The organism is Rhodococcus sp. 05-2255-3B1, assembly GCF_002258545.1.
Lineage (GTDB): Bacteria > Actinomycetota > Actinomycetes > Mycobacteriales > Mycobacteriaceae > Rhodococcoides.
Genome location: NZ_NOZC01000046.1, coordinates 38,375 through 59,287, shown reverse-complemented (window position 1 = coordinate 59,287; position 20,913 = coordinate 38,375). Strand labels below are relative to the sequence as shown.

Here is a 20,913-nt window from a genome sequence, read left to right as displayed (position 1 = left end):
GAACTCGGCATTCGTCACGACGACGCGATCACCGACTCCGCCCGTTCGATCAACGATGCCAGAGCGGCGGTCAGCCCCTCCGCACCGAGGGCGGGCAAGATACCCGGAATCAGTGCCGACAGCGTGACCGTCACCAGAGCCTGCGGCTTCATCGCAGAGCCCATCGTTGCCGACATCTGCGCCAGTTTGGCGTGCAGAGCAGCGAAATCGACCGTTGTCGATTCGTGTTCGATGGCCACCGCATCGGGTGCGACGGTCGCTGCCCGGGCAACCAGCTCGGGCAGATCGTCCACCGTCTTGGGTTTGGTTCGCGGTGCGAACTCCGCCTTCTCCTCGTCGGAGAGGATGTCGATCGACCGCAGCACCACGTCCGGATCCGAGACGACGGCGTTCAGAATTCGCAGCAACCGATCGGCGAAGGTCGCGATCGACGACTCGTCGAGGATCGCCGTTGCGTAGGTGAACGTCGCCTCGATGTCGCGCAGTGCCCCGGTGTCGTCGAATCGTTCGACGGCGGTCAGCTGCAGATCGAACTTGGCCTGGTCCTCGCCCGCGGGCAGGGCCTGCACCTGCAGACCCGGCAGCTCGAACGTTCCGGTCACGTGGTTCTGGAACGTCAACATCGCCTGGAACAGCGGAGTGTAGGCACTCGATCGCGCCCGGCCCAGTGCGTCGACGAGTCGCTCGAAGGGGACGTCAGCGTGACCGAACGCCGCCAGATCCTTGTCCTTGGCCTGCTGCAACAGCTCGACGAACGTACCGCTCTGGTTCAGTCGAGTGCGCAACACGAGCGTGTTGACGAACATGCCGACGAGCTCGTCGAGTTGCTGTTCGCCGCGACCTGCAGTGGGTGTGCCGATGCTGATGTCGGAGGAGTTGCTCAGCCTCGAGAGCAGCACGGCGAAGGCGCTGTGCACCACCATGAACGTCGTCGCGGAGTGTTCGCGAGCGATCTTCTCGATCGCCGATGCGATGTCGGTGCCGAACGAGAAATCGTACGAGGCACCCTGCATCGTCGGGCGAGGCGGCCGCGGTCGATCCAGCGGGAGCGCCAACTGTTCCGGTGCTCCCGCCAACTCGGTCGTCCAGTACGCGAGCTGCTTCGCGAGCGGACTGTCGGGATCGCTCTCGCTGCCGAGCACCTCACGCTGCCACAGCGCGAAGTCGGCGTACTGGACCGGTAGCGGCGTCCATGCCGGCATCTCCCCCGCAACCCGGGCGGTGTAGGCCACCATGACATCCCGGATCAGCGGACCCATCGAGAAGCCGTCGGCGGCGATGTGGTGAGCCACCACGGCCAGTACGTGTTCGTTCCCGCCGACCTGCAGCAGAGCAGCCCGCACCGGAACCGACTTCGTGACGTCGAACCCGGCACCGAGGGTTTCGGTCAGGCGGGAGATCACCGCATCCGGTTCCACCTGCTCGGGCGTCAGCTCGATTCCTACCTCGGCGACGGAACCGATCTGCTGGACCGGCCCGTCCACCGAGTCGGGGTACGCCGTGCGCAGAATTTCGTGGCGTCCGAGAACGTCGTCGAATGCCCCGCGCAGGGAGTCGATGTCGAGCTCGCCGGTCAACCGGACCGCGACCGGGATGTTGTAGGCCGAGGAACCGGGGTCGATCCGGTTGATCGTCCACATTCTTTCCTGAGCGATCGAGAGCGGAAGCAGATCGGGTCGCTCTCGGACGGTCAGTTCTCGGCGCGCACCGCCACCGACGAGCGGGGCGATGTGGGCGGCCAGGCCCGCGACGGTGGACGCCGCGAACACTGCTCGCACCGGAATCTGAGCGTCGAGCGCCTGACCCAACCTCGAGACCAGTTGTGTTGCGACCAATGAGTTTCCACCGAGCGCGAAGAAGTCCTCGTCGAGTCCGGCGCGGTCGAGGCCGAGCAGTTCCGCCACGGTGGACGCGACGATCTCCTCGATCGGAGTGACCGGGGCCCGGAACTCGGCAACCTCGAACTGCGGTGCCGGAAGGGCCCGTCGATCCAGTTTGCCGTTTGCGTTGAGCGGCAGGGCATCGAGGACGACGAACGCTGCCGGAACCATGTACGACGGCACGGCGCGAGCGAGTTCGGCTTCGACACTCGCCACGTCGAGTACCGCCCCGGACTGCCCGACGACGTAGGCGACCAGCTGGTCCCCCATCGATTCGCCGCTGTGCACCACGACGGCGGTGTCGGCCACCGTTGCCTGAGCGCGCAGGGCTGCCTCGATCTCACCGAGTTCGATGCGGAATCCGCGGATCTTGACCTGGAAGTCGGCGCGCTCGATGTACTCGAGGCGGGCCGCTGCCGGTTCGCCGTCGACGAGCGGAACCCGCCACCGCACGAGATCGCCCGTGCGATACATCCGCGTTCCGTTCGCGTCGAACGGATTGGCCACGAACCGTTCCGCGGTGAGGTCTGCTCGCCCGAAGTATCCCCGCGCGAGTTGCGTGCCCGCGAGGTAGAGCTCCCCGGTGACCCCGGCCGGAACCGGATGCAGGCGAGAGTCCAGCACGAACACGGCGGTGTTGGCCTCGGGCACGCCGATCGGCACGGCGACGGTGTCGGCATCGGTGACCGGATGCGAGGTCACCGACACCGCTGCCTCGGTCGGGCCGTAGAGATTGTGCAGCTCGGCAGAACCGTTGTGCCGCCGGAAATCCTGCGCAACCGCCGCGGGTAGCGCTTCGCCGATGGCCAGGACGCGTCGCAGATCGGGTGACAGTTCGCCCGCGGCAACGGTGCCGAGCATCGACAACATCGACGGGACCAGATGCAACGTCGTCACCGAGTGTCGACGGACCAGCGTGAGCAGGTAATCGGGATCGCGATGCCCCTCCGGATTCGCGACGACGAGTCGTCCACCCGAGGTCAGCTGCGACCAGAACTCCCACACCGACAGGTCGAACGTCGCTGCGGTCTTGAGCAGCGCCGCATCGGTCTCGTCGAGGCCGTACTCCGCACGCAACCAGTTCAACTGGTTGACGACGGCACCGTGCGAGACCGCAACGCCCTTGGGGCGTCCGGTGGAGCCGGACGTGAAGATGACGTAAGCGGTGTTGTCGGCGGAAAGCACACCCGAGCGCTCCGAGGCATCCACCGGCGCGGGCGAGAAGCTCGCGAGATCGAGCTGTGTCAGATCGACGACCGTGGCTGCAGAGGAGATCTCCGGACCGACGGCACCGGATGTCAGCACGCACAGCGGACCTGCGGTCTCCAACACGAGCGCGTTGCGCTCGGCCGGCTGATCCGGATCGATCGGGACGTAGGCACCACCGGCCACGGAGATGGCGTACATGCCCACGAGCAGATCCACCGATCGCCGAATGGCGAGCCCCACCGGCACTTCGGGTCCGACGCCCAGGCCGATCAGGTGGCGGGCCAGACGCGAGACCCGTTCGGAGAACTCACCGTACGTCAGCGTCCCGTCGTCGTGCACGAGTGCAACGGCGTCACCGTTGCGCGCTGCCGACTCCACGAACAGATCGGCGAGCGTGGTGCCGTCTGCGGAATCGAAGTCGCGGTCGGTGTCGTTCCACTCGTCGACGATGGCGGGCAGCTCACCGTCGAGGAACAGATCGAGATCGCCGACCGGCGTCGACGGGGACGCCGCGACGGCGTCGAGAACGGCCTCGAACCGGGCGACGAGCGAGCGAGCGGTGCGCTCGTCGAACAGATCGGTCGCATACGTCAACAAGGCATCGAAGCCGCCCGACACCTCGTCCTCGCGCGGGGCGTCCGAGACGATCAGGTGCAGGTCGAACTGCGACGTCCCGGTCTCGGTGTCCAGTGCCGAGATGTCCAGTCCGTCGAGCTCGAATTCTCGGCGAGCGAAGTTCTGGAACGAGAAGCCGACCTGGAACAGCGGGTGACGCGCCGTCGACCGGGTGGGGTTGACCACCTCGACGAGCCGCTCGAACGGTATGTCGGAGTTGGCGAACGCCTGCAGGTCGGTCTCTCGAGCCGCGTCGAGAAGGTCCTCGAAACTCGCTCCCCCCGCGACGTCGAGCCGCAGCACCAAGGTGTTGACGAACATGCCGACGAGGTTTTCGATGGCCGCTTCACCGCGACCCGCGATGGGGGTTCCGACGACGATGTCCGGCGATCCCGATATACGCGAGAGCAGGACGGCGAACGCCGCGTGCACCGCCATGAACACCGTCGCGTTGTGCGCACGTGCCAGTTCGGTCAGTCGAGCGTGCGCGGCTGCGTCGATCCGGAAATCGATACGGCCGCCCCGGAAGGTCTGCTCGGCGGGACGCGGACGATCCAGCGGAAGTTCGATCTGCTCGGGCAGCTCGGCCAGCGCAGCTTCCCAGTACCGAATCTGCTGCGCAGCAATCGATTCCGAGTCCTCCTCGGATCCGAGGACCTGGCGCTGCCACAGTGCGTAATCGGCGTACTGCACCGGCAGCGGCGCCCACGCGGGATCGGAGCCGCGGGTGCGAGCGGCATATGCGGTCATGACGTCTGTGGACAACGGCATCACCGACAGACCGTCGGCGCTGATGTGGTGGATGACCATTCCGAGTACGAACTCGGTGTCCGAGACGCGGAAGAGCGCGGTCTTCAGCGGAACCCGGGTCGTGACGTCGAAGGTCGCCGACAGAAGTTCCAGAACCCGAGCGGTCACCGACGCCGCGTCGGTGTCGATCACCTCGAGTGTGGTCGGCACCTCCGACATCGGCACGATCACCTGGTGTGGGCCCTCGGGTGAATCCGGGTACACCGATCGCAGAGTTTCGTGACGCTCGATCACGTCGGAAACTGCACGCTGCAACGCGTCGACGTCGAGGCGTCCGCTGAGCCGAAGCGCGAACGGGATGTTGTACGCCGTGGACTCGGAGTCGAAGCGGTTGAGGAACCACATCCGCTGCTGTGCGAGCGAGAGCGGCACTCGGCTCGGTCGCGTCGATGCCACCAGCGCCGGACGCGCAGCTGCGCCCGACCCCTGCTCGACCCGCGCTGCCAGAGCAGCGACCGTCGGGGCCTCGAACAGCGCGCGGACGGGAACGGTCGTCTGCGCTGCAGCACCCAGCCTGGACACCACCTGCGTCGCGACCAGCGAGTTGCCGCCGAGCTCGAAGAAGTCGTCGTCGAGACCGACCCGTTCGATGCCGAGAACGTCGGCGAAGACATCGGCGACCATGCCCTCCACCGGAGTGGTCGGTGGCCGGAACTCACGTGTGCGCGCCGCCGGCTCGGGCAGGGCTCGTCGGTCCAGTTTTCCGTTGGCGGTCAGGGGAATCGCGTCGAGAACCACGAACGCCGAGGGCACCATGTACTCGGGAAGATTCTCCCCGACCGCTGCCCTGACGACGTCGATGTCGATCGTCGACTCGGCCGCGGGCACGACGTACGCAACCAGGCGTGCGGCACCGGGAGTGTCCTCGCGCACGATCACCGCTGCCTGCCCGACGGCGGGAGCGGATGCGACGGCGGATTCGACCTCGCCCAGCTCGATGCGAAAACCACGGATCTTGACCTGGTCGTCGGCGCGACCGACGAACTCGAGTTCGCCGTCGGTGGACCACCGTGCCACGTCGCCGGTGCGGTAGAGCACCGATCCGTCGCCTGCGAAAGGATCGGCGACGAACCTCGTCGCGCTCAATCCCGCGCGACCGAGATACCCGCGCGCGACCTGACCACCGGAGACGTACATCTCCCCCGGTACACCTGCGGGTACCAGCGACAGCCGTGAATCCAGTACGTACACCGACAGTCCGGAGATGGCGCGTCCCACAAGGGATCCCGATGCCTGCGCCGCGGACCGCGCGTCCACGACACGGTGCGAGACGTGCACCGTGGTTTCGGTGATGCCGTACATGTTGACCAGTTGCGGGGAATCGTCGCCGTGACGCTCGAACCAACCGGTGAGTCGTCGCAGTTCCAACGCCTCACCACCGAACACGATGTACCGCAACGAATAGTCGTCTGCCGAGCCTGCGGTGCGATCGACCTGATCGAGCTGGTAGAAGGCGGACGGAGTCTGGTTCAGAACGGTGACACGCTCACGAACGAGCAACTCCCGCAATGCTTCCGGCGACCGGGAGGTGAAGTAGTCGACCACGACGACGCTACCGCCGGTGGTCAGCGGGCCCCACAGTTCCCACACCGAGAAGTCGAACGCGAACGAGTGGAACAGCGTCCACACGTCGTGTCGACCGAAATCGAAGTGCCGAGCCGTGTTCGCCAACAACCGTACGACGTTGCGATGCGGGATCAGAACGCCCTTCGGCTTGCCCGTCGAGCCCGAGGTGTAGATGACGTACGCCGTCGATGCCGCGGACGCCGGAACCGGATCGGCCGACGCCCCGTCGCCCTCGGCCGGGGCCGTGTCGATATCGATCCTGGGAAGCGTTGCGGGAAGCGCGACGTCCACACCGGCCCATGTCAGTACGGCAACCGGACGAGAATCGGTGAGCACGAATTCGATCCGGTCGGCCGGGTAGGACGGATCGATCGGGACGTAGGCACCACCGGCTTTGAGCACCGCGAGCAGTGCCACGACGAGATCGGCGGTGCGCGGCAGCACGACGGCCACCAACGACTCCGGCCCTACTCCCTGAGCGGCGAGGACTCTCGCCAACGCAGTCGAGGACTCGTCGATCTCTCGGTAACTTCTGTGAGCACCCTCGAACACCACTGCCGGAGCGTCGGGGTCCTCGGCCACCCGAGCGGCGAACAGATCGACGATCGTGTCGAGCGAATCGGCGACGGCAGGCGCGTCCTGGGCGAGCGCGAGCACCCGGCCGCGTTCGGCTTCGTCCATCACCGGGAGGTCGCCGATTCGCTGACCCGGATCGCCGGCGACGGACTCGAGGACGCGGATCAGGCGTTCACCGAGTGCACGTGCCGTGCTGTCGTCGTACAGGTCGCGGGCGAAGGTGACGTCGATGGTCATGCCGCCGTCGATGTGGTTCTCGGTGAAGGTGAACTGAACGTCGAACTTGGCCGTCTCGACGTCGAGGTCGACTGCGCGCACGCTCAGGCCGGGGAGTTCGAGCTCGGTCTGCTCCATGTTCTGCACGGTGAGCATCACCTGGACGAGCGGGTGACGAGCAGCCGACCGCGGTGGGTCGAGTACCTCGACGAGCCGCTCGAACGGCACCTCGGCGTGGGCGAACGCCGACAGGTCCGTCTCGCGTGCCCGAGCCAGAAGCTCGGTGAACGCGTCGCCGTGATCGATGTCGGTCCGCAGCACCAGTGTGTTGACGAACATTCCGATGACGTCGTCGAGGGCTGCCTCACCGCGCCCTGCGACCGGGGTTCCGATCGCGATGTCGGTCTCACCGGACAGTCGGGCCAGCAGCACGGCGAGCGAGGAGTGCAACACCATGAACAGCGAGCTCTGGTTGGCGCGGGCCACGTCGCCGAGGCGGCCGTGCGTCTCGGCGTCGAGGGCGAGCGTGATGTTGCCGCCGCGGTACGACGACCGGTCCGGGCGGACACGATCGCCGGGGAAGGTGACCTCGTCCGGCAACGCGGACAGCGCACGAGTCCAGTGCCGAATCTGGTTCGAGACCGGTGACGTCGGATCGTCCTCGGAACCGAGGACGGCCTGCTGCCAGAGGGTGTAGTCGACGTAGCGGACGGCGAGTGGAGTCCAACCGGGCTCGGTGCCCGCGCTACGGGCTGCGTACGCAACCATCAGATCCCGAGTCATGGGACCGATCGAGAAGCCGTCCGCAGCGATGTGGTGGGTGACGAACGCGAGAACGTGGCGGTCCGAGTCGAGCTCGAACAACGCCGCACGCAACGGCGGCGCAGCGGTGACGTCGAACCCGCCCATGGCCAGCGCCGCCAGGGCCGACGGCAGTTCGGCGGTGGTGGTCGCAGTCGGCACCAGATCCGGCGTCACCTGTTCCGCAGGAACGATCACCTGAGAGGCGACGCCGTCGACCTCCGGGTAGACCGTTCGCAGGGACTCGTGTCGCTCGACCACGTCGGCCACTGCCGCGCGCAGAGCGGCAATGTCGAGATCGCCGCCGAGCTCGATGGCGACAGGGAGGTTCTCCGTCGCGGATTCGGGGTCGAACCGATTGAGGAACCACATCCGGCGCTGCGCGAGCGAGAGCGGTACCAGGTCCGGTAGATCGGTGCGCACCAGAGGAATTCGACGGCCCGAACCCGAGAGCTCGTCGAGCTTGGCCGCCAGTGCGGACACGGTCGAGGCCTCGAAGATCGTCCGAACGGTCACGGTGGTGTCGAGTGCCGCGCCGATTCTCGACGCGACTCTCGTGGCGACGAGGGAGTTGCCACCGAGAGCGAAGAACTCGTCGTCGGCACCGACGACGTCGATACCGAGAACATCGCGGAACACCTCTGCCACAACGATTTCCGATGTGGTGGACGGCGCGCGGAATGGGCGCTGCTCGATGTTCGGCTCCGGCAGCGCGCGACGATCGAGCTTGCCGTTGGGCGTGAGCGGCAGTGCGTCGAGCACGACGGTCGCGGCCGGAACCATGTAGCTCGCGAGTGAGCGCGACGCGAAGTCGGCCAGCTCGGCGACGTCGACGGTCCCGCCGACCGCGGGCACCACGTAGGCGACCAGCTGGTCGCCCGCGGCAGCGGTCTGCCGAACCAGAACGACGGCGGATTCCACGGACGGGTGTCTGCGCAACACGGTCTCGATCTCGCCGAGTTCGATGCGCAGTCCACGCAGCTTGACCTGGAAGTCGGTGCGGCCCAGGTACTCCAACCGTCCCGAACCCGAGGACACTGCACGCCAGCGCACCAGGTCACCGGTGCGGTACATGCGAGTACCCGGTTCTCCGAACGGGTCGGGAAGGAACCGATCGGCCGTCAGGTCCGTCCGTCCGAGATAGCCGCGCGCCAGCTGAACCCCGGCGAGGTACAGCTCGCCCGCCACCCCGGGAGCGACCGGAGACAGTCGAGCGTCGAGAACATACGTTCTGGTGTTCCACACCGGCACACCGATCGGAACGAGGTCGACGTCCGCCTCCGTCACCGCGTGATAGGTGACGTCGACCGCAGCCTCGGTGGGACCGTAGAGGTTGTGCAGCGCCACGCCCGGCAGGACGCGTCGGAGCCGGTCGCCGACCTCGGCGGGCAGCGCCTCCCCGGACGCGAACAGAGTCCGCAGAGAGGTGGCCGCAGGCGACGGTGCCGCGGCCACGACGGAGACGAAGACCTCGAGCAGCGACGGTACGAAGTGTGCCGTGGTGACCGACTGCGCCTCGATCGTCTCGAGCAGGTACTGCGGATCACGATGGCCCTCGGGCTTCGCGATGACCAGTGTGGCACCGATCTGCAACGGCCAGAACAGTTCCCATACCGACACGTCGAACGTGACAGGGGTCTTCTGCAGCACGACGTCGTCGGCGGCGAGCTCGTACTCCGACTGCATCCACAGCAGGCGGTTGACGATCGCCTCGTGCGTGACGGCCACACCCTTGGGCTGGCCGGTCGAACCCGATGTGAAGATGACGTAGGCGGTGTTCGACGGTGCCAGCGCACTGATTCGGTCCGCGTCGGTGATCGGCGCATCGGAGAAGCCCGACAGATCGAGGGTGTCGATGTCGATGACCTCGACGCCGTCGGCCGCCACCTCGTCGCGCGACGTGGTCAGCACGCAGACCGGTGCCGCGGTTCCGAGAATGTGCGCGATCCGCTCGGCCGGCTGGTCCGGATCGATCGGAACGTACGCACCACCGGCGGCGATGATCGCATGAATTCCGACGAGCAGTTCCACCGAGCGACGGGCAGCGATGCCCACCGCGCTCTCGGGTCCGACACCGTGGGCGATCAGGTACCGAGCCAGGCGGGCGACCCGCTCCTGGAATTCGCTGTGAGTGAGAGTGTCGTCTCCGAAAACCAGTGCAGGAGAGGCCGAATCGACCTGCCCGGCGAGCGAGGCCAATGTCTGGGCCCGGTCGAGCTCGTGCTCGGTGTCGTTCCAGTCGACCAGCACCCGCCTGCGTTCGACGGGCTCGAGCAATTCGATGTCGCCGACCACGGTCGAGAGGTTGCCCGCGACGGCTTCGAGAACTGTGATCAGGCGATCGCCGAGCGCGACGACCGTGGCCTCGTCGAAGAGATCGGTGGCGTAGGTGACGTCGACGGTCATGCCCTGCGGAGCGCCGCTGGGTCCGATCGACTCGACGAACGTGAACTGCAGATCGAACAGCGCGACCAGGGTCTCGAAGTCGACACCCGAGACCGACAGTCCGGGCAGTTCGAGATCCTTCTGTCCCAGGTTCTGGAACGCGAGCACCACCTGCACGAGGGGATGACGAGCCGTGGATCGGGCGGGGTTCAGGATTTCGACCAGTCGCTCGAACGGTACGTCCACGTGGGCCAGGGCCGACAGGTCGGTCTCGCGGGTGTCGGCGAGCACCTGGTCGAATCGACGCGAGGTGTCGATCTCGGTGCGCAACACCAGGGTGTTGACGAACATGCCGATCAAGTCGTCCAGGGCGGCCTCGCCACGACCGGCGACCGGGGTGCCGATCGCGATGTCGGCTTCGCCGGACAACCGCGACAGCAGTACGGCCAACGATGTGTGCACCACCATGAACAGCGATGCGTTCTCTGCTCTGGCGGCATCGATCAGTGCGCGGTGCAGATCCTCGTCGATCGAGAACCGCACGAGCGCACCACTGTTGGATGCCACCACGGGCCTCGGGCGATCGGACGGCACGTCGAGCTGGTCCGGCAGGCCGGCCAGAGCGGTTGTCCAGTAGTCGATCTGCTGCGACACGACCGACTGAGGATCGTCCTCGGAACCGAGTACTTCGCGCTGCCAGAGGCTGTAATCGGCATAGTCGACCGGCAGCGGAGACCAGAAGGGCTCCTGGTTCAGCGAGCGAGCCGCGTACGCGTTCATCACGTCTCGGGTGAGCGGGCCCAGCGAGAATCCGTCGGCCGCGATGTGGTGGACGACGAAAACCAACAGGTGCTCGGTTGGGCTGACCTCGAAGAGTCTGGTCCGGAAGGGCAGGTCCTTCGACAGGTCGAATCCGGTGGTCGCCAGATCTCGCAACGCGCCCGCGACATCGTGGGCGGCGATCTCGATGGGCGTCAGATCCGGTGTGGCAGATGCTGCGTCGACGATGACCTGATGAGCGGTTCCGTCGGTCTCCGGGAACACCGTGCGCAGGGACTGCTGCCGGGCCACGACGTCCGCGACCGCGATCTGCATGGCGCGACGGTCCAGCAGACCGGACAGTCGCACGGCGATCGGAATGTTGTTGGCCGCGGATTCGACGTCGAACTTGTTGAGGAACCACATACGCTGCTGCGCCAGAGACAACGGAATATGTTGCGGCCGTTGTTGAGGCACCAGCGGTGGACGGCTTCCGGTGGCGACCAGTGTGCCCAACCGCGCGGCCAGATCGGCCACCGTCGAGGTGTCGAAGAGCTCTCGCACCGCGATTCGGGTGTCCATGGCGACACCCAGTCGCGACACCAGTTGCGTTGCGATGAGGGAGTTTCCGCCGAGCTCGAAGAAGTCGTCGTCCAGACCGACACGCTCGAGTCCGAGGACCTGGGCGAAGACCTCGGCAACGGTCCGTTCGATGTCGTTGGTCGGTTCCCGGTACTCGGTCACCTCGAAAGCGGGATCGGGCAGGGCCTTGCGGTCGAGCTTTCCACTCGCTCCGAGCGGGAATTCCTCGAGCACGATCAGCGTCGACGGCACCATGTACTCCGCCAGTCGAGACCGCAGCGCGCCGAGGACTGCCCCGGTCTCCACCGAGGCACCGGACGGCACGACGTACCCGACGAGTTGCTCGTGGCGGACCACCACGACCGCCTGGGAGATCGAACGTTGCGCCAACAGTGCCGATTCGATCTCGCCGAGTTCGATGCGCAGGCCACGCAGCTTCACCTGGAAGTCCGACCGACCGACGTATTCCAGTTCGCCGTTGCGGTTCCACCGCACGACATCGCCGGTGCGATAGAGGCGTCGACCGCCCGTTGCGAACGGATGGGCCACGAAGCGGTCCGCGGTCAGGTCCGACCGTCCCACATAGCCACGTGCCAGCTGAGTACCCGCGAGATAGAGCTCACCTGCGACACCGACGGGAGTGGGATTCAGTCGCGAATCGAGCACGTAGACAGAGGTGTTCCACACCGGCGCACCGATGGGCATGACTTCCGAATCCTCGTCCGTGACCGCGTGATAGGTCACGTCGACCGCAGCCTCGGTCGGGCCGTACAGGTTGTGCAACTCCACTCCCGCGATTGCCCGCCGTAGCGCGCGGGCCGTGGTGGGAGCCAACGCCTCACCGGATGCGAACACCAATCGCAGCGAGGCACCCGACGCTCGGCGTCGCTCCACCTCGGGTACGAACACCGACATCATCGACGGCACGAAGTGCACCACCGACACATGCTCACGAGCAATCACATCGAGCAGATACAACGCATCCCGATGACCATCCGGAACAGCGATGGCCACCGACGCCCCGTTCTGCAACGCCCAGAAGAACTCCCACACCGACACATCGAACGTCGACGGAGTCTTCTGCAACACCACATCCCCGGCGCTCAACCCGTACTCGTGCTGCATCCACAACAACCGATTCACGATCGCCGCGTGCGACACCCCCACACCCTTCGGACGACCCGTCGAACCCGACGTGAAGATCACATACGCGAGATTCGACGCCCGCAACGGTGCCGTGCGCTCGGCATCGGACAACGGCAACGGCGACAGACCCGACACATCGACAGCGTCGATATCGACCGTCTCGACCCCCGCGAACTCCACATGATCACGCGTCGTCGACAACACCCGAACCGGAGCCGCCGTCGCCACGATGTACTCGTTGCGATCCACCGGCTGCGACGGATCGATCGGCACGTACCCCGCACCGGCCTTCACGATCGCATACATACCCACGAACAGGTCCAGACTCCGCCCGATCGCGAGCCCCACCAGCGAATCAGGACCAACCCCCACCGACACCAGAAGTCGCGCAAGACGATTCGCACGCCCCGCGAACTCCGCATACGTCAACCGCTCACCCTCGAACACCAACGCCTGCGCATCCGGAGTCTCGGCCACCTGACGATCGAACAGGTCGACCAGCGTCACCTGGTCCGGTACCTCGTGTTCGGTGCGGTTCCACGCTGTCACGACTCGGTCGCGCTCGCCGTCGTCGAGAAGGTCGATGTCTCCCACCGACAGCGAGGGATCTGCCACCACGGCACCGAGTATCCGCACGAAACGTTCGGAGAACCCTCTCACCGTCGCGGCGTCGAACAGGTCGGTCGCGTAGGTCAACTCGGCGGCCATGCCCTGCCCGCGACCGTCCACTCCGATGGACTCGGTGACGGTCAACTGCAGGTCGAACTTCGCCACCTCGGCATCGAGAGCGACGCTGTCCACCGACAGACCCGGTAGGTCCACGTGCGTGCGGGTGAGGTTCTCGAACGAGAGCATCACCTGGAACAGGGGGTGCCGCGCCTGCGATCGGGACGGATTGAGCACCTCGACCAAACGCTCGAACGGCAGATCGGCATGTCCGAACGCGCCGAGCGCCACTTCGCGGGCGCGCCCGATCTGCTCCGAGAACGTCCGACCCGACTCGATGTCGGTGCGCAACACGAGGGTGTTGACGAACATGCCGACCACGTCGTCGAGGGCTGCGTCGCCACGGCCTGCGACCGGGGTACCGATCGCGATGTCCTCGGTACCGGACAGACGCGCGAGCAGCACCGCGAGAGCAGCGTGCACGACCATGAACAGCGAGGCGTTGTGCGTGTGGGCCAGCGAGGACAGTCCCCGATGGACCTCGGCCGGTACGTCGAATCGGATCGACGATCCCTGGTAGGACTGGCGATTCGGGCGCGGTCGATCGGTCGGGAGATCGAGCTGGTCGGGCAGACCGGCCAGCATGTCGGCCCAGTAATCGACCTGACCGGAGATCAGTGATTGCGGATCGTCCTCGGAGCCGAGTACCGAACGTTGCCACAGGCTGTAGTCGGCGTACTGCACCTCCAGCGGCATCCACGCCGGGTTCTCCCACGCGGTGCGCGAGGCGTACGCGATCATGAGGTCGCGCGCCAGCGGACCCATCGACCAGCCGTCGGCCGAGATGTGGTGCACCACCATGGCGATGACGTGTTCGCGAGGACCGATCTCGAACAGGCGTGCCTGAATGGGAACGTTGACCGTCACGTCGAACGTCGTCGATGCCAGCGAGAAGACCTGCCGCTGGATATCGGCCGCGGACGTAGGAACGGGCATCAGGTTCGGCACCGTCTGAGCGGCGTCGAGGATGGACTGCTGCGGGCCCGCTGCGGTGTCCGGGTAGACGGTGCGCAGCGACTCGTGCCGGTCGATCACGTCCATGATCGCCACCTGCAGCGCCGCGACATCGAGTTCGCCGGTCAGTCTCAGTGCGAACGGAATGTTGTACGCGGTGGAGTCGGCGTCGAATCGATTGAGGAACCACATCCGCTGCTGCGCGAGCGAGAGCGGGATTCGCTCGGGCCGCACGGTCGCGACGAGCGCGATGCGGCCACCTTCTCCTGCGGCCTGCTCCACCCGTACTGCGAGCAACGCCACGGTCGATGCCTCGAACAGCATGCGCACCGGCACGGTGGCATCGAGAGCGACTCCCAGGCGCGAGACCACCTGCGTGGCGATCAGCGAATTACCGCCGAGCTCGAAGAAGTCGTCGTCCAGACCCACACGCTCGACTCCGAGGACGTCGGCGAAGACGTCGGCGACGATCTCCTCGATCGGTGTCGTCGGAGCACGGAACTCGCGCACCTCGAACACCGGAGCCGGCAGTGCCCGGCGATCGAGCTTGCCGTTGACGGTCAGCGGGATCGCGTCGAGCACCACGAAGGCCGACGGCACCATGTACTCCGGAAGCATCTCTGCGATACCGGTTCTGATGTCCTCGATGTCGACGATCGGCCGACCGTCGACCGCAGCGGACACCACGTAGGCGACGAGCCGAGCTGCACCGGGAGAGTCCTCACGAACGATCACGGCGGCCTGGGTGACGGTCGGCTGCGCGGTCACCGCTGCCTCCACCTCGCCCAGCTCGATGCGGAATCCCCGGACCTTGACCTGATCGTCCGAACGACCGAGGTACTCGAGCTCTCCTGCAGCGTTCCACTGTGCGAGGTCACCGGTCCGGTACAGCAGCGACCCCTCGTCGGCTCCCGTCGCGAACGGGTTCGCCACGAAGCGAACCGATGTCAGTTCTCGACGACCGAGATAACCACGGGCCAATTGTCCACCGGCAACGTACATTTCGCCGGGAACCCCGACCGGAACCGGATGCAGGCGGGTGTCCAGCACGAACACCCGCAGTCCGGCGATCGGCTTGCCGACCACCGACGCACTGCTCTCGACGGACGCGGCGTCGAGCGCTCGGTAGGACACGTGCACGGTCGTCTCGGTGATGCCGTACATGTTGACGAGCTGGGGCGCACGGTGACCGTGCCGCTCGAACCACCCGGTCAGCCGTCGTTGTTCGAGGGCTTCACCACCGAAGATCACATAGCGCAGCGACAGTTCGCCGTGCTCGGTTGCCGTGGTGCGATCGGCCTCGGAGAGTTGATAGAACGCCGAGGGTGTCTGGTTGAGCACCGTGACCTGCTCGTCGACGAGCAGCCGGTGGAATGCCTCCGGCGATCGCGAGGTGAAGTAGTCGACGACGACCAACGTGCCGCCGTAGAGCAACGGGCCCCACAGCTCCCACACCGAGAAGTCGAAGGCGTACGAGTGGAACATCGTCCACACGTCGTCGGCGCCGAAGCCGTAGACCGACTCGGTGTTGTCGAGCAGCCGAACGACGTTGCGATGCGGAATCATCACGCCCTTGGGCTTGCCCGTCGAACCCGAGGTGTAGATGACGTAGGCGACGTTCTCGGGCCGCAGCGGACTCGTCCGGTCACCGTCGGTGACGGGATCGCCGGACACCGACGACAGATCGACGGTGTCGATGTCGAGCAGTGCTGCGCCGGTGCGAGTTTCGACGTCGGACGGCAGTTCCACTCGGTCCGAGCCGGACAGTAGAACGGTTGTCGGCCGCGCGTCGTCGAGCATGTATTCGACTCGGTCGAGTGGGTAGCTGGGGTCGACGGGCAGGTATCCACCGCCGGCTTTGATCACCGCGACGAGCGCGACGACGAGTTCCGCCGAGCGCGGGAGGGCGACGGCGACCAGGCTTTCCGGGCCGACACCGTGGGAGATCAGAACGCGGGCAAGGCGATTGGTGTGCGCGTCGAACTCGGCGTAGGTCATCGACGAGCCGTCGAAGCGAACTGCGACGGCGTCGGGGTGCGCCGCGGCAGCAGCGTCGAGCAGATCCACCAGGGTGAGTTCGCGAGAGACGTCGTCTCCGGAGGCGTTCCACTGCGAGAGCACGGACCGGTGCTCCGCGGCATCGACGATCGTGACGTCGCCGACCGGCACGGTGGCGTCCGTGGTGACCGCATCCAGAATGGCCAGGAAGCGACGCGCGAAACTCTCGACGAGATCTGCGTCGAACAGATCCGTTGCGTACTCGAACACCGCGTCGATACCTGCGGGTGCGCCGTCGTCGAGATGCTCGGTCAGCCACAGCTGTACGTCGAATTTGGCGATGGGTACATCGAATTCGGCGGCTTCGGCGCGCAGGCCACCGACGGTGAGTTCGCGAGACATTGCCGATTCCAGCGAGATCGCGACCTGGAACAGCGGGTGCCGGGACGTCGAACGCACCGGGTTCAGCACCTCGACGAGGCGTTCGAACGGCACGTCTGCGTGCGCGAAGGCGGACAGGTCCGTGTCACGAACGCGCGAGAGGAGTTCCTCGAACGTCAGCGCCGGATCGACTTCGGTGCGCAGTACGAGGGTGTTGACGAACATGCCGACCAGGTCGTCGAGTGCGGGTTCTCCTCGACCGGCCACGGGAGCACCGATGGCGATGTCGGTGGTGCCGCTGAGCCGGGCGAGCAGCAGCGCGTACGCGGACTGCATGACCATGAACAGCGAGGCGTTGTTGGCACGGGCCAGGCTCGCCAGCGAGGCGTGCAGACGAGCCGGAACGTCCACCCGGAGCTTGCTGCCCGCGTTCGAGGACACTGCGGGGCGCGGCCTGCTCGACGGCAAAGTCAGCTGATCGGGTAGATCCTCGAGAGTCGCTCTCCAGTAAGCGATTTCGCGCGACGCCAGCGACAGCGGATCGGTCTCGGGACCGAGTACCGCTCGTTGCCACAATGCGTAGTCGGCGTACTGGACCTCGAGAGGCGTCCACTCGGGGGCGCGTCCCTTGATCCGGCTCGAGTACGCCACCAGCACATCCCGCGCCAGCGGACCGAACGACGCCCCGTCGGCGGCGATGTGGTGCAACACCATCGCGAGTTCGTGCTCGGTCGGTGAGATCTCGAACAGTGCGATGCGGAACGGTGTATCGACCGTGACGTCGAATCCCTTGCCGACCAGTTCGTGCAGGCGACCGCCCAGTTCGTCGCGTTCGACACGGACCGGCAGAATCGTAGCCGGGGTCCGCGCCGCCGTGAGTACGACCTGTTCGGGAGAGCCGTCCACCTCGGGGTAGACGGTACGCAGCGTCTCGTGCCGGTCGACGACGTCGGCGAATGCGGCCGACAGTGCTACCACGTCGAGCGGCCCGGTCAGACGCACGGAGAACGGCAGGTTGTACACCGCTGTGGTGGGGTCGAAGCGGTTGAGGAACCACATGCGCTGTTGCGCAGGTGAGAGCGGGATACGCTCGGGCCGTTCCCGCGACTCCAGCACTGGGGTGTCCGCCCCGAGCCGAGCCGCCGATTCGGCCCTGGCTGCGAGTGCCCCGACGGTGGGAGCCTCGAACAGCTCACGAACGCCGAGGCGAACTCCGAGAGCGCTGCCCACTCGGGTCACCAACTGCGTGGCGATCAGAGAGTTGCCGCCGAGCTCGAAGAAGTCCTCGTCCAGACCGACCTTGGAGGCCCCGAGCAGATCCTCGTAGATACCGGCGACGACGTACTCCGCCCGACTCTGCGGGGCCCGGTACTTCTTCGCACTGCTGAACATCGGTTCCGGCAACGCTTTTCGGTCGAGCTTGCCGCTCGTGTTCAGCGGCAGGGCGTCGAGTACGACGACCGCTGCAGGCACCATGTACGACGGTAGGGAGTGACCGGCGAACTCGATCGCCGCGGCGGATTCGATGGATCGTCCCGGGGTCGCGACGACGTACGCCACCAACTGATCACCGGTGACCGTCTGGACCACCAACACCACTGCCTGCGAGATGGATTCGTGGGCGAGCAGAACCGTTTCGATCTCACCGAGCTCGATGCGTTGTCCACGGAACTTGACCTGGAAATCCGTCCGGCCGATGTAGTCCAGCACGCCGTCGCTGCGCCAGCGCACGAGGTCGCCGGTGCGGTACATCCGTTCGCCGCCGGTGCCGAAAGGGTTGGCGACGAAGCGATCCGAGCTCAGATCGGGCCTGCCCACGTAGCCGCGCGCCAACTGGACGCCGGCGAGGTACAGCTCTCCCGATTCGCCGATGGGGGTGGGTCGCAGGCGACCGTCGAGAACGAAGGCTTTCGTGTTCCACTCGGGCACACCGATCGGAACGGTGCGGGTGTCCTGCGGGCCGCTGGGGTGATAGGTGACCGAGACGGCGGCTTCGGTGGGGCCGTAGAGATTGTGCAGACCGGCTCGACACATCGAGCGGAACGCCGCCGCGGTCTCGACCGGCAGTGCCTCGCCGATGACGAACACGTGGCGCAGCGAACTGCAGGTGCCCGCGGGCGCGTTGGCCACGAACACCGTCAGCATCGACGGCACGAAATCGGTGACGGTGACTCGATGTTCGGCGATCTTGTCGGCCACGTAGACCGAGTCTCGATGCCCGTCGGGAGTGGCGAGCACCATCGTCGCGCCGACCCGCAGCGGCAGGAAGAAACCCCAGAGCGAGACGTCGAAGGTGGTGGCCGTCTTCTGCAGGTAGACGTCGGAGGCGTCCATCGGATACTCCGAGAGCATCCATTCCATCTGATTGTGGATCGCCGCGTGCTCGACCGCGACACCCTTCGGACGTCCGGTCGAACCGGAGGTGTAGATCACGTATGCGGTGTTCGAAAATCGCAGTGGCGCAGTACGTTCGACATCCCGAACCGGCTCCGCGGACCTGGACGTGCAGTCGACGAGGTCGACCGCAACCGTCTCGGTTCCCTCGGGCAGCGCAACGTCGTCGCGAGAGGAGATCAGCACGCAGCGCGGCTGTGCGGAGTCGAGAATGTACGCGGTGCGATCGGCAGGGTGGTCGGGGTCGATGGGCACCCAGGCACCGCCGGCCGCCACGATCGCGTACATGCCGACGACGAGGTCGAACGAACGGCGGATCGAGAGTCCGACGAGAGTCTCGGGGCCTACCCCCATGTCGATCAGGTGGCGAGCCAGACCGTTCACCCGCGCCGAGAGTGCGCCGTAGGTGAGCGCTTCCCCCTCGTACACCAGGGCCGTCGCGTCGGGGTGCGCGGCCGCGGCGGCCTCGAAGGCGGACAGCAACGTGCGTGGTTCGGTCGGGTGCTCGGTGGCATTCCACTCCGCCACGACGAGTTCGCGTTCGACACCTTCGGTCAGGGCCAGATCCCACACCGCGTCCTTCGGCCCCGATGCCACGAACCGGGCGAAGAAATCGACGAACCTCTCGTGGTTCCGACCGGACTGCTCGGGTCCGTACAGATTGGGATTGGACTCGAAGTCGATGTGGGTGGTCGACCCGGCAACACTGGTGTAGAGGTTGAGCCCGAAATCCTCGATGAGGCCGGTCGAGAGAATGTTGATGCCGCCGACCATCGAACCGAGGCGCACCTCGCCGAAGAACAGCATGATGTTGACCCACGGGCCGAAGAACGAGGCCTGGCCGCTGACCGCTCCGGCATCACGCCGAATGTCCTCGTGCCGGTAGCGCTGGTGACGCAGCGCCCCGGAGACCTCGGCGTTGACGCGCGCGAGCAGCGTCTCGACGGTGGTGTCACCCGAGACGTCGAGACGTAGAGGAACGACGTTGGAGACCATGCCGCCGGAGCGGCGCAACACTGCCGTGGTGCGCGCGGTGACCGGGAGCGAGAGCACGACGTCCTCACGTCCGGTCATCTGCGCGAGGTAGGCGGCGAAGCCGGCGATGACGATGGTCGCCATCGTCGTGTCGGTCTCGACACGCAGGGCTTCGAGTCTTTCCATCGTCTCGGCGGACAGAGCTGTGCTGTCGATCTGGCTCGTCGCCGCAGGGGCAGCGGTGTGACCGGCGAGAGTGGTGACTCCGTCGATACCGTCGATCCGCGAAGCCCAGTACTCACGGTCGGCCTCGAAGCGGCTCGAGTCACGGTAGGCCACGTCGATGTCGTAGACCTTGGTCAGGTCCGATGCGAGATTCTTGCTCGGTTCGGTGCCCTCGACCGCCGCGGTGTAGAGCTCGGCCGCGCGGTTCATGAACGTGACGGCACCGAATCCGTCGAGCACAACGTGATGCACGCGCTCGTACCAGAACCAGACGTCGTCCTCGAGGCGCAGGACGGTCGCGGCGATCAGTCGGTCGCGGAGAATGTCGATGGGCGCGCTGTAGTCGCCGTGCATCCAGGCCAGGGCCGCTGCCCGCGGATCGGCCTCGCCGCGCAGGTCGAGGTAGTTCAGAGAGTCGTCGAGGGTGGGATCGACGACCTGCCGGGGCTCGGCGTCGATCTCGACGATGCGCACGAATCCGGACTGCAGCTCGAGTGCTGCCTGCGAGGACGCTCGACGAAGCAGATCCACATCGAGGTCGCCGTGCAGCTCGATGTACTGGGCGATGTTCGCGGGTACCGAGGGGTCCACATGCTGCGCGAACCACATTCCCAATTGGGCCGGTGACAGTGGGAACGACGAATGCTCAGGACCGCCGACTCCGTCGTCGCGTCCAGCACCTTCCACACCTAGCGGGTCCAATCGAATCCTCTCT

At 66.2% G+C, this 20,913-nt stretch carries 1 protein-coding gene; it reads right to left on the bottom strand.

Features of this window, described 5'->3' with window-relative positions; translation table 11 throughout:
- Nucleotides 1-14 precede the first annotated feature (14 nt).
- A complete protein-coding gene (locus tag CH249_RS26865; protein WP_256988501.1) occupies nucleotides 15-20,885 on the bottom strand; it encodes a non-ribosomal peptide synthase/polyketide synthase in 20,871 nt (6,956 codons plus the stop codon).
- Nucleotides 20,886-20,913: the final 28 nt, after the last annotated feature.